Below are 12,362 nucleotides of genomic sequence, written 5' to 3'. Positions count from 1 at the left end.
GGACGTCGGTGGCGTTGTTCACTGGACCCTTCCCCCTTCGCTGATGGCGGCGCCGCTGATCCGGATGTCCACGCGGCTCAGCTGCGCCCCGCTGAGTTCCGCCACGCGGTGCAGGATCACGGGCCTGGCCGCGATGGCACGCTCCCGGATGGAGCCGCCGAAGGCGGCGACGCGGCCGGGGTCGCGCAGGACAGTGGTCAGCGGCGGGATCCTGATAGGCAGGACGAGTGACAGTGCCAGCAGGCCGTCGTCGTCGGACCAGTCAGCCCGGACGTCGTGCGCCGGGACGCCCAGCGCTTCAGCGGCGGCTGCCCGCGCAAGGCTGGTGAGCGCCTGCGTACTGATGCGGTTGTGCCCGGCCATCACGGAGCCACCGGCCACGGTTCCGGCCGTGCTGCTCATGAGGATGAGCGCCGGCCCGTGATGGCATCGAACACGCTGCGCAGGTCAAGTTTCCCTTCCGCGGCGCGGCCAAGGAGGGCACCGATCCCCATGAACAGCAGCGAGACGAGGAAGCCCCAGATGCCGAACTGGAAAGACATAAAGGCCACGAAGGCCCCCACTGCTATTCCCACCACGGTCAGGTTCACTGGATGGCCTCCCTCTCAGTCCGGGCTTCCACGGGCAGGCCTGGCTTTGCCGGCGCCGCTACGTAGACGTCATTGATCTCCACATTGACCTCGATGACCTGCAGGCCAACGAGCTCCTCCACTGCGGCATAGACGGCGGCCCGCACCTGATCCGCCAGGGAATGCAGCGGCGTCCCGTAGACGGCCACGAGGTTGATGTCCACTGCCACCTGCGTCTCGCCGACCTCAGCGTGGACGCCGGCGGCGTGGTCGGAGCTGCCGACAGCGTCCCGGATGGCCCCTAAAGCGCGGGACGGGCCGGTGCCCAGGGAATAGACCCCCGGAACGGCCCGGGCTGCGATGCCTGCGACCTTGGCTACTGCCGTTTCGGAAATGACGGTGCGTCCGGTGCCGGCCGGCAGGGCAACGACTGGATCAGCGTGGGCTCCCGGCGCGGGATGTGGGTTCTGGTATTCCATCAGGCACTCCCCTTCTCTTGAACACCACACTATCCCTTGGCCGCGACAAGCGGCCGGACGCGGGTGAAAATCGCCAAGCCGAAGCCTGCTATTTGCAGTTGGCGGCGAGCCAGGCGGTAACCGGGGCCATCGCGGCGTCGAACTTTCCGCTGGAGTACACGGTCTGGTCGCTCAGCCCGGCGACAGCCACCGCATTGAGGTTGGCGAAATCGGCCTTGAGCCCGTCCGGAACGCGTTCAGCGGTTTCGCTGAGCTCCGCCTTGAGCTGTTCCAGTTCCGCCGTTTTGCCCTGGGCCGCCGAGAGCGGAAACAGTGACGCGCCGGTGGCCTGCTGGGAGATGGTGGTGCATGCCTCCGCCGCGGAGGGAAAGTCCCCAAAGGGCCCGGAGCTCTTGCTGGGGCTCGGCGTCGCGGTTGCCGTGGCAGGACCGGGGGCGGACGACGACGGCGCGCCGCCGGCTTCCGGCGCGGAGCATGCGGTGAGTGCCAGTGCGGCGAAGAGGGCTGCTGCGGTCAGAGGGCGTGCAATGTTTTTCAAAGGTCACTTTTCTGGTCGAGATTGCGCCGCCCGTTCCGTGGAGGCCTCGAGCGGCAATGGCGTTCTGTCCCCGGCGTGCGAGTCTAGCCGGAATGGCTCCCGGGATCCCAAGCGGCCGGCGCGGCGGCCCCCGGTAAAGGCGGCCGCGCGTCCGCATTTAGTCCGTATATATGTCCGTATATATGTCCGTATATATGTCCGTATATATAGGTATAAAAAGCCGCAGGGACGCCCGGATGAGATCCGGACGTCCCTGCTGTTTAGGCGGGTGTTGAGTTCCCCGCTGCGGGTTACTTGTAGAGGCCCTCGCCGCCAACATTGAGGTTGGTGGGCAGGTAGCCGAACGGGCCGAGGCCGTTCTTGCCGAAGGTGCGGTCCACCTGGGATACGCCGTCACGGAAGTTGATCTTCACGGTGGGCGAGAGTGAGCCGCCGCGGACGCCGTTCACGTTGTCAATGAAGGACTGCACCAGGCCGCCCGGCTGCACGTAGTGCGAGTAGGCCTGGAACTGGCGGCCGTTCTGGTTCGGGGTGGGTGCCTCCGGGGACTCGGACGGAAGGTTCAGGTCCGTCGGCGAGCCCAGGGCCAGGCCGCTGTTGTTCATCGGCTGGTAGTCCGAACGGACACCGTCGCCCACGAAGCCATAGACGCCGTCGGGGCCGCGCATGCCGGCCGCGTAGGTGAACTGGTGGCTGATGGTGAACAGGTAGTACTTGTTCTTGCCGCCTTCATTCTGGATGAAGATCTGGGGACGCTCGGTCTGGTCGTTGACGCAGTTGGCCGAAAGGATCGGCGGCAGGAAGGACCACTTGGTCAGATCCTTGTTGTCCGCCACTGCCAGCCCCACGTTGGCGGTCTGGTAGTAGGCGCCGCTGCTGTTGACCTCGTTGAGGTTCTCAGCGTTGGGGTCGCCGGCCTTGTAGCCAAGGTCCTCGGGCTTGCACTCGTATTCGCCGCGGGTGCCGCCGGTGTTGCCTTCGAAGACCATGAAGGTCTTGCCCGGGTGTGCAGGGTCGGCGAACGTGTACGGGTCGCGGAAGGCGAAGCCCGGGTTCTGGGCCTTGTTCTGGTACATCTTGCCGTCCGGCTCCAGCAGCTTGGTGTGCTTGAAGCCGTCGAACGTGACACCGTTCTGGTCGGCGTGGATCTTGCCCAGCGCCTTGGCGATGGCCGCGTCCGGTGCGATGCCGCCGCCGCCTGCATTGCGTTCGGCAACGTCGTAGAACGTGGTGGCCGTGTAGAACACATTGACCTGGTTGCCCTGCATCAGGCGGGTGGAGCCGGACCATTCGGTGTTGCCGATGGAAGCGCCGTCAGCGAAGACGTGTCCGCCGTAGTTCCACTTGTCCTTGGCCGGGTCGGCGTTGGTCTTGCGGAAGAAGTAGCCGATCCGGGCGTTCCAGTGGCGCTGGTCGAAGCCGTAGCCGGCGTGGCGGTCAGCGACGAGGGAGAAGATGACGTCCCAGCCCTTGTAGCTGATCTGGTTGGCGTTTTCGTCGGTCAGGGACCACGTGTCCCAGACCCAGACGTCGTCGTTCATCGCGGGGAAATCCTCAGGGATTTCCGGCATGGTGACATCCGGGCTCATGGAGTTCTGGCCGGGAGCCACGGTGGAGTCGCTCTGGGCCATGATCTGCTTGGCATCGGCGCGGGTCCACTTTGAGGTGAAGTCCGCCGCCGGATCGTAGGCCTTCTGGCTGTGGTCGGTGGGCAGCGGGAAGCCGGGGGTGGGTGCCGGCATCTGCTGGGTGGCGGGCGGGTCCGAAGGTTCGTTGGCCTGGGCCGACGGAACGGCAAGGAAGGCGGAAGCCGCCACGGCCGCCGCCAGTGCTGCGGCGGCGGGGCGCCACCGCAGCATCCGGTGTGTATTGGGGTGCTTGTGCATTTTTGCTCTTCTCGCGGAGTTGAGACCATTCGTGGAAGACGGGCGTGTGCCCTCATACCCCGAAACTCCGGTTGTCCCGATGACACGGCAGGCGTCATCGAGGACGCCTTTGTGTCGAGGGGGACGGGGCTTGGGTAGGGCCCCGGGAGGCGATTCGGAAAGGACTCCTTTCCTGCGCCGGTCTCTACGCTGGCACGTTGAAGCATGCTTATCAAACCGTGTTTCAAGGCTGCGAAAACCGAGTTTCGCTCTAATTGTGCAAGCGCTTACATTCCCCATTGCGCGCGCGTGCCACAGCTAATTTTCCGAGTCAAATGTTGCATCATAAATCAGACTTAGTGTGAAATGTCACGCTGCCGTCACCCGGAGTTCACCTTCTGCGACGGACCGGACCAGGCTCATCTCGAGCCTGTCACCAGCACGTCCTGATAGGCTGCCCGGCCGTCGAACACGTTCAGTCCCACCTTGCCGGCGGACAGGGAGGCATCATCGACGGCGAGGATTTCCACGCCGTCGAGCTTCACCGTCAGCCGCTCCCCCGCCGCGGCGGCTTCCACGCTGTAACTGACGCCGTGGCTGAGCAGCACAGGGACACTGGCCAGGACGCTGGCGGCGGAATCGAAGACGCCGTCCTGCAGCTTGAAGATGCGCGCCAGCCGCAGGTTCGGGTCGAGGTTGACGTAGTACGCTGTGGCACCGTCGGCCGAGGCCCGCAGCAGCACCGACCCCGCGCCGCCGTAACCCCGTTCCGGCACCCTGTCGCTGTTGAGCATGGCCCCCGCGTAGGGTCCGCTGCCGAAACGGACTGTCGCGGCCACCCGGACATCCGAGTACGTGGCGGCGCTCAGGGCGGTGGAGTCCTTGTCGAACGTGCCGGCCAGCCCTGCTCCCGTGCTTTCCCAGCGGCCGCCGGGAACCACGGAGTAGGAATCCAGGTTGTGCCGGGCCGTGCCGCTCACCGGGCCAAGGACGGCCGACGGCGCCGCCGCAGTGAGGCGGGAGGTGTCCGCCAGCTGGTGTACTTTGGCGGACACCAGCCGCGCGGACCCGCCGGTGGTGCTGAAAGACAGCCCGGTGGAGGACGGATCCGGGAAGACCAGGGAGGTGATGGCTGCCGTGCCGTCCCCGCCGAAGAGCTCCACCGAGGAGGAGTCCACCAGGGCCCGCAGCTTCACCCGCCGCTCGCTCCCCCCTCCGGCCAGCGCCACTGTTTCGGAACTCCATGCCGTGCTGGCATTGTCCGCCGCGGCACCCGCGAAATAGCGGGTGAAGTCTGCCCGGCCGGATTGCCCGCGGTCCACCGTCATGGTGCCGGTGCCGGTGCCGGTGCCGGTCGCCGAGGCTGTCCCCGTGCCGGCGGCGTAGCGGAGCAGTGTCTCCTGGGCTTCCCCTCCGGCAGCGCCGCCCGCAGTGCCTTTGCGGAGCCCGAAGGTGAAGCCCGAAGCCCCGCCGGAGGACGGGATGGCCACCTCGGCCTCCAGCTCGAACGACCGGCCGGAAGCAGCGGACAGCGGGTTGGCCGACGTCGGCGTGACCGTGACGTCGGACGCCTGCCACGTGGACGTGCGCAGCCCTGCCAGTTCGGTTATGGGTTCCTGCGTCAGCCGGGGCCCGACGCCCGGAATGTCTTTCAGGCTCAGCTGCCGGGGGACACTCAGCTGCCCGTTCCAGCGGCCGGTGGGCGGGCTGAAGGCATAGTCCCAGTTGCTCATCCAGCCCAGCATGATCCGCCGCCCGTCCGGGGCACCGAAGAAACTCATGGCAGCGTAGTAGTCGCGGCCGGAGTCGGCCTGGAGCACCTCGTCCGGGCCGGTGTCCGGGGTGAAGGACGTTCCGTTCCATGTTCCGGTGACATATTGCGCCGCGGAGCCGTTGGTGGGCCTGACGGCACCGGTGCTCCACCAGAGCACCCATCGTCTGGCGCCGGGCTGCCCTTCCACCGGCAGCTCGAAGAAGTCCGGGCATTCCCAGACCCCGCCGCGGACCCAGTCGCCGTAGCCGAAGGCGCTGGTGAAGGTCCAGTGGACCAGGTCGGTGGACGTGTGGAAGCGCAGGTGGTCCCCGCCGGCCACCACCATGATCCATGTGCCGGTGGCGGCGTCCCAGGTGACTTTGGGGTCGCGGAAGTCCCAGCTGCCGGCAGGACCGCCGGGGTTTTCCACCACTGGCTGGGCCTGCACGATGGACCAGGTGCGGCCGTGGTCCTTGCTGTACGCGGCGCGCACGGACTGGTTGCCGTTGGCGGCATCGTGGTTGAAGCTCGTGTAGAACGCAACGAGCCCCTGCCCGCCGTCGAACAGTCCGCTGGAATCATTGGCATCCACCACCGCGGAGCCGGACCAAGACTCCCCCGCAGCCAGGTGCGGCAGGGCTATGGGCAGCTGCTTCCAGTGCAGCAGGTCGGTGCTGACGGCGTGCGCCCAGCGGCCGCGGTCCTGGTGGAACAGGTGGTATTCGCCATCGAAGTACACCAGGCCGTTGGGGTCCGAACTGTTCCCGGAATTCTGGCTGTAGTGGTAGGCGGGCTGGTAGAGGCCGTTCATGTAGCTGGCGACGTCGTCTGCCCGGACGTTCTGGAAGTAGGCGCCGCCGCCGCTGACGCGCAGACCGAAGCCGCTGCCTGTCGCCGGCCCGGCCGGCCCGGCAACGGACTGGACGCCGTTGATCAGCGCGGTTGCCTGCCCGCCGCGGACGGTGAGTTGGATGCGGTTGAGCTGGCCGGCGGCAAAGCTGTCCGGCGGTACGGGCCCGCCGGCAAGGACGGTCCCGGTGGTGCGGTCCTTCAGCTGCACCGTTCCTGCTCCGGGGTCCACACTGAGTTCGATGCCGCCGGTGCCGTCGGGCGCGCTCCGGACCACGACGGCGGCCGTTGCCGGGGCGGCGACGTCCAGGTCAAGGGACGCGACGACGTCGGACGCCACCGCCGGGACGAAGCGTGCCGCATCCGCGCCGGCGGCCAGGCCGTCGGTTGCCCCGCGCAGGCCGCGGACGTCCGGTTCCCAGCTTCCCGAGGCGGTGCGCCAGCCCTGCAGGGAAGTGTCCAGGCCTTTGAGGGTCATGCCCTGGAACACGGTGCTGCCGTTGAAGGCGAGGAGGCCAATGTGCCCGGAGCCGTGCGCTGTGTCTGTTGCAGTGATGGCCGGGGCGTAGCCGTTGGGGTCCAGCAGGTCCGTCTGCCAGTGCACGGCGAGCTGCCCGCCGTCGGCCGTGACGCGCAGCCGGTATACCGCGTTGACGGTGATGGCGGTCGCGAAGGTGCCCAGGGTGGCGTTGTCCTCGATACGGTACAGCCGCAGCCTGCCGGCGTTGGCGTCCGCTTCGGCCCCGTACCCGGTGGTTCCGGCAGTGTTGGTGCGGAAGAGGACCGCGCCGACGGCGTAAGGCGACGTCACCTGGACATCAGCGGTGAAATCCGTGACCTGCGGCGCCTGGTCGGTGGCGACAGCCCTGATGTTGGTGCCGCCCGGAGCGGTCCCCCGAAGGCCGGTGGCCGAGGCGGTCCAGCCGGCACCGTCCGCCGCCTGCCAGCCGCTGACGTTGGCGTCGATGGTGCGCACCCGGGGCTCGCTGAAGTTCACCGAGCCGTTGTAGGCGTGGAGGCCCACATGGCCGTCCTGGTACCGCTGGTCGGTGGCGTCGATCCGCGGCACTCCGTCCACCGCCACATAGATCCGGGGCCCGTCCACGTGGACGTCCACGGAGTAGCTCCGCCCCGTGTCCAGCGGGACCGTGGCGGCAGGTGCCACATCCTGTCCAGTGGCCAGATCGAACAGCCGCACCCTGTCCAGGTTGGGATCGATGGTGGCCGCATAGCCGCTGCTGGCATCGGCAGCACTGCGGAAAACTAGGGCGCCTACGGCGTACGGGCTGCCGGGATCGACTGTGACTCCGGCCGTGTACCGGGCGGTGGAGCTGATGCGCTGTTCGCTGATGGCGGCCGCGTTTTGGTCCGGGGAGGCCACGGCGGACTGGCCGCCGTCGGACTGCCTGGTCCAGTTTCCGCTGATGCCCACCACGTCCGGCATGGGACTGTTGCTGCTGCCCAGCGTGATCGGCCCGGCGGGGAAAGGGCCGCCTGGAGCGGCTTGGGCGGGCGCGGCCAGCATGGCCGGGGCCAGCAGCGAGCCGGCTCCCAGCGCGCCCAGGCCTAGCGCGGCCGCGGTAATACCTGCAACTAACCTCTTTGACATTCAGATCACCTTTGATCTTGGAATTCTCTCCGATACGGACCTCGCTGCTCCAAAAGGGCGGTTACGGAGCAATCGACGGTGTGGGGCTCCTACGGGAACAGCGGGCGCGGGGCGCCGAAGACTCCCTCCATCCGCCAGGCGTCCAGCTGCAGCAGCCGGACTGTACCGGCGGCGGACAGCCTTACGTTTTCCCCGCCGAGCGTCGGATAGGCCCGGGCCGTGAGCGGTTTGCCGTTGGCGAAGATCTCCAGCGCCGAGCGGTCCACCAGCACGCGGAGGTGCAGTTTTCCGCCGGGCAGCTGCACCGGGCCGGACTTTTCCTCCGCGTCCACGGTCCGGTCCAGGCTGCTGTTCACGCGGTCCAGGAGCACATAGGACTGCTCGGAGCCGCCGCTGCCCACGGTGTAGCCGACCTCGATGACTGTTTCTTCCGCCCCGGCCGGCACACCGTCAGGGCCTCCTGGGCCGGAGCCAAGCACGCCCAGCCGGAAGACGCTCCCGGGCTCCAGTTCCAGGTCAAGCTCCAGGTCCAGCTGGTTCCCGGACACCCCGGCCAGGACCTCGCCGGTGCCCACCGTTCGGGGCCCGGTCCGGACGTGGTCGCGCCGCAGCAGCTCCACCTCCGGCACGGGAGCGAAGGCCAGCCTGCCGTGAGCATCCAGGGAGGCCACCCGCGGCAGGCTCATCACGCCGGACCAGCCGGCTTCGACCATGGCGCCATCCGTTCTGCCCTCCTGCAGCCAGCCGAACATGACCCGGCGGCCGGACTCGTCCGCGAAGGACTGCGGGGCGTAGAAGTAGCGGCCGCCGTAGTCCAGCCGGTGGAGTTCGCGCGGCGTGTAGGAATCCCCGGCATAACTGCCGGTCCAGTACAGCGGGTGGCGGGTATCGCCGTCGTGCCAGGCCGAAAAGACGAGCACGTCCGTGCCCGGCGTCTGGGATTCCAATGCCCTATCCCCCAGAATCCCGTCGCCTGCGCGGAACAGGTCCACGCACTCCCACATGGTGCCCTGCCAGTTAGTGGCTGCCGGGTCTCCGGAGGACGCGTCGCCGATGACCAGCGGGCCGATGTAGTCCCAGCGCCGGAGATCCGCGGATTCGTAGAGGAACGCCGTGCCGCCGCGCCCGCGGATGCCGGATCCCACGAGCTGGCGCCAGCGCGTGCCTTCCCGCCAGACGCAGTGGTCGCGGTAGGCGGTGATGTCCACGCCGGCCGGCGGCGCCGGGATCACCGGGTTTTCCGGGGCTTTGGTCCAGTTCACGAGGTCCGGCGAGCCGACCGCCACGCAGGGCAGTTCGCTGCCGCCCTGCCGTCCGGAGTACACCAGGGTGGGCGTCCCGCCGTCGTTCACCAGCACACCGGACCAGCAGCCGTCGGCATCCGGACCGCCGGAAGGCTCCAGTGCCACGGGCTCGTCGGTCCAGTGGACCAGGTCCGGGCTGGTGGCGTGCCCCCACAGGATGCGGTGGTGGAAGGCTCCCTCCGGGTTGTACTGGTAGAAGAGGTGGTAAGTCCCGCTCCACTGGGCCACACCGTTGGGATCGTTGAGCCAGCCGGCGGGCGAGACAAAGTGGAAGCGCGGGCGGAGCGGGTCCGCCTCGGCCCGCGCCACGAGTTCGTTCCGCGGCACCGTGGCCAAAGGATGGGTCATTTCGGTCATGAGGAAGCCTTGTTTTCTGTGCGGGATCCGTCCGTTGGCGGCGTCTCCGGTGTTTCGAGGGGCTCGGCGGACAGGGCGTGGCTTGCCGCAGTGGCCGGCGGCCGGTAAAGGTGGCAGCGCACCCAGTGCTCATTTGCGGGATCGCCCACACGGTGCCGGACGGGTTCGGTGGCGGAACAGCGCTGCTCCGGGTCGCCGTCGAACGCGCACGACGCCGACTCCATCACCGCTGCGCGCAGTGCCGCCCGTTCGCGGGGATCGTAGGATCCGGTCCGGGCGGGATCCGGCACCGCCGAGACCAGCAGCCGGGTGTACGGGTGGCCCGGGTTGGCCAGCAGGTCCAGCGATTCACCTTCCTCAACCAGCTCCCCGGCGAACATCACGGCGATCCGGTCCGCCAGATAGCGTGCGGAGGCGAGGTCGTGGGTGATGTAGAGCATGGAGATCCCCTGCTTGTCCCGCAACTGGCGCATCAGGTTGAGGATGCCGATCCGCACGGAAACGTCCAGCATCGACGTGGGTTCGTCCGCGAGGATCACTTCTGGTTCCACCGCGAGCGCCCGGGCGATGGCCACGCGCTGCCGTTGCCCGCCGGAAAGTTCATGCGGGTAGGAGTTGAGCATGTCCGGAGTGAGGCCCACAGTGGTCATCAGCCCATCCAGGCGGGTGCGCAGCTGCGCCGGGGTCCCGGCCTTGCCGTGCAGGGTGAGCGAGCGGGTGAGGAAGTGCTCGATCCGGTGGACGGGGTTGAGTGAGCCGAAGGGGTCCTGGAACACCATCTGCAGCTGCGAACGGTATTCCCTTGAGGCCTGGAAACGGTCCCTTTTTAGCACGTCCGTGCCATTAAGCAGGATCTGGCCGGCGGTGGGCTTCTCCAGCCGTGCGATGCAGCGGGCCAGCGTGCTCTTGCCGGATCCGGACTCGCCCACCAGCGCCACGATCTCACTTTTCCTGATGGCAAGGTCCACGCCGCCGAGGGCGCACACCGAGGCCCGTGAGAACAGCCCGCCGCTGTGGAAATCCTTGACCAGGCCTTTCACCGCCAGGGCGGGAGTGTCGCCGTGCCCCCGGTCCTGGCTCTTAGGTGCCGGTGCCGGCCGTGCTGATACCGGGGTGCTCATGGCTGTGCTCCTTGGAGGGCGGGAACGGGGGAAACGAAGTGTCCGGGCGAGGCTTCCCGGAGATCGGCGATGTTGCTGAACTTGACGCCGTCGGCCAGGCCGGCCAGGGGAACCCGGGGTCCGGTGAGCGGAGGGAACGCGCCCATCAGGGCCTGGGTGTAGGGGTGCAGCGGGGCGGCGTGGATGTCCTTGGCCTTGGCCGTCTCCACGATCCGGCCGCCGTACATGACGGCCATCCGGTGCGAGAGCTCCACCATGAGGGACATGTCGTGCGTAATGAACAGGACGGAGAACCCCAGTTCGCGCTGTAGCTCCTTGATCTGCGCCATGATCTCCTGCTGCACCACCACGTCCAGGGCGGTGGTGGGTTCATCCAGGATCAGCAGGGAGGGCTTGAGGGCCACGGCCATGGCAATGACAGCGCGCTGCCGCATACCGCCGGAGAGCTGGTGCGGGTAGGACTTCAGCCGGGCGGGGTCGATCCGCACGAGTTCCAGCAGTTCGGCTGCCCGCCGGAGCGACTCCTTCCGGGTGTAACCCGCGTGGGTGGTGTAGATGTCTATGATCTGGTCCCCGATGGTCATCACCGGATTCAGCGAGTTCATGGCGGACTGGAACACCATGGCCACGTCCTGCCAGCGGAAGCGGCGCAGCTCTTCCGGGCCCATGGCCAGGACGTCTTTGCCGCCGAAGCGGATGCTGCCCGCGGCGATCTCCGCCGGGTCGCGCAGCAGCCGCATGATGGCGTTGGCGATGGTGGATTTGCCGCAGCCGGACTCCCCGGCCAGGCCGAAGATTTCGCCGGTGCCGATGCTGAAGGAGACGCGGTCGACGGCGGTGGTGGAGCGGGTGTCGCCGCGGTACTTCACGGTGAGGTCCTTGATTTCCAGGACCGGTTCGTGGGAACCGAAGGACGTCTGGGAAACGGTCATGCCGATGCTCGCTTTCCGGATTGTGCGGGCTTGCGGGCCGGCTTGGCTGCCCCGGGCTTCTGTATTTTCCTCAGCTGTATTTTCCGCAGGCGCGGGTTGGTAACCTCGTCCACCGCGTAATTGATCAGCGACAGCGAGAACGCCACCAGCGCGATGCACAGGCCGGATGGCACAAACACCCACCAGCTGCCCGTGAGCAGTGCGCCTTCGTTGCCGGCCCAGTAGAGGTTGTTGCCCCAGGAGACCGTACTGACGTCCCCCAGGCCCAGGAACTCAAGGCCGGCCTGGGCTCCGATGCCGTAGATGATGCAGGCCAGGAGCGTTCCCATCACGATGGAGGCCATGTTGGGCAGGATTTCGCGGAACATGATCCGCAGGGGGCGTTCGCCGGTGACCACGGCAGCGGCTACGAAGTCCTTGGAACGGATGGACAGGGCCTGGGAGCGCAGCACCCGGGCCGAGCCCGCCCAGCCGGTCACCACCAGGACCAGGATCACCGTGCCCAGTCCCGGCGGAAGGAACGCGGCCAGGATCACCAGGAGCGGAAGTCCCGGGAGGAGCAGGAAGATGTTGGTGGTAAGGGAGAGGGCTTCGTCGATGAACTTGCCGAAGTAGGCCGAGGCCAGGCCCACCAGGATGCCGATGAACGTGGACGCGAAGCCGACGGTCAGGCCCACGAGCAGTGAGCTGCGCGCACCGTGGATGGTCAGGGCCAGGACGTCCTGGCCCTTGGCCGTGGTGCCCAGCCAGAACTCGGCGTCGGGCTCCTGGGACGCCATGCCGGTGATCTTGGAGGGATTGTCCGGGTACAGCACCGGAGCAAGCAGCGCCAGGGCGATGAAAATGAACAGGATGGCCGCGCCGGTCATGGCCTTCTTGTTGGTGAGGAGCCCGTGCAGCAACGTGCGGTTGGGCCTGCGGACGGAGGCTCCGGGCGGGAGGCCGGTGCCGCCGTCGGGCATCCCTGCAGTGTTCCCGCCGGTGCC

10 protein-coding genes are annotated in these 12,362 nt (G+C 67.7%); all 10 read right to left on the bottom strand.

All coding sequences use genetic code 11. The annotated features are described in order from the left end of the window. Positions 1–18 precede the first annotated feature (18 nt). The 10 genes from JOE41_RS13240 to JOE41_RS13195 all read right to left on the bottom strand — a co-directional run bounded on the left by JOE41_RS13240 (position 19) and on the right by JOE41_RS13195 (position 12,338). Positions 19–402: a hypothetical protein gene (locus JOE41_RS13240; RefSeq protein ID WP_011690280.1), complete on the bottom strand. Its 384-nt coding sequence runs from the start codon at positions 400–402 to the stop codon at positions 19–21. Next, positions 399–590, bottom strand: coding sequence for a hypothetical protein (locus JOE41_RS13235; protein ID WP_011690279.1), 192 nt, complete (start codon positions 588–590; stop codon positions 399–401). Before JOE41_RS13235 ends, JOE41_RS13240 begins: the two co-directional genes overlap by 4 nt. Then, a complete protein-coding gene (locus JOE41_RS13230) occupies positions 587–1,048 on the bottom strand; it encodes an Asp23/Gls24 family envelope stress response protein (protein WP_011690278.1) in 462 nt (153 codons plus the stop codon). The genes JOE41_RS13235 and JOE41_RS13230 overlap by 4 nt, the downstream gene beginning before the upstream one ends. Positions 1,049–1,136: 88 nt before the next feature. Further along, complete coding sequence (locus tag JOE41_RS13225) at positions 1,137–1,586, bottom strand: hypothetical protein (RefSeq protein WP_011690277.1); 450 nt, start codon at positions 1,584–1,586, stop codon at positions 1,137–1,139. Positions 1,587–1,876: 290 nt separating this feature from the next. Further along, positions 1,877–3,472 carry a glycoside hydrolase family 68 protein gene (locus JOE41_RS13220; protein WP_209752615.1) on the bottom strand — a complete coding sequence of 532 codons (1,596 nt, stop codon included), beginning with the start codon at positions 3,470–3,472 and terminating at the stop codon, positions 1,877–1,879. Between the two features lie 398 nt (positions 3,473–3,870). Then, a complete protein-coding gene (locus tag JOE41_RS13215; protein WP_209752614.1) occupies positions 3,871–7,662 on the bottom strand; it encodes a glycoside hydrolase family 32 protein in 3,792 nt (1,263 codons plus the stop codon). Between the two features lie 89 nt (positions 7,663–7,751). Beyond that, positions 7,752–9,323, bottom strand: coding sequence for a glycoside hydrolase family 32 protein (locus tag JOE41_RS13210; RefSeq protein ID WP_209752613.1), 1,572 nt, complete (start codon positions 9,321–9,323; stop codon positions 7,752–7,754). Beyond that, positions 9,320–10,444 (bottom strand): ABC transporter ATP-binding protein, encoded by a 1,125-nt coding sequence (locus JOE41_RS13205; protein WP_209752612.1) that lies wholly within the window; start codon positions 10,442–10,444, stop codon positions 9,320–9,322. The genes JOE41_RS13210 and JOE41_RS13205 overlap by 4 nt, the downstream gene beginning before the upstream one ends. After that, on the bottom strand, positions 10,441–11,376 hold the full coding sequence (locus JOE41_RS13200) for an ABC transporter ATP-binding protein (protein WP_011690272.1): 936 nt from the start codon (positions 11,374–11,376) through the stop codon (positions 10,441–10,443). Before JOE41_RS13200 ends, JOE41_RS13205 begins: the two co-directional genes overlap by 4 nt. Continuing rightward, positions 11,373–12,338 carry an ABC transporter permease gene (locus JOE41_RS13195; protein WP_083812731.1) on the bottom strand — a complete coding sequence of 322 codons (966 nt, stop codon included), beginning with the start codon at positions 12,336–12,338 and terminating at the stop codon, positions 11,373–11,375. The genes JOE41_RS13200 and JOE41_RS13195 overlap by 4 nt, the downstream gene beginning before the upstream one ends. Positions 12,339–12,362: the final 24 nt, after the last annotated feature.

This window comes from Arthrobacter sp. PvP103 (genome assembly GCF_017833075.1).
Taxonomy (GTDB): Bacteria; Actinomycetota; Actinomycetes; order Actinomycetales; family Micrococcaceae; genus Arthrobacter.
Note: the sequence above shows the minus strand (reverse complement) of the source record. Positions and strands in the feature narration are given on the sequence as shown.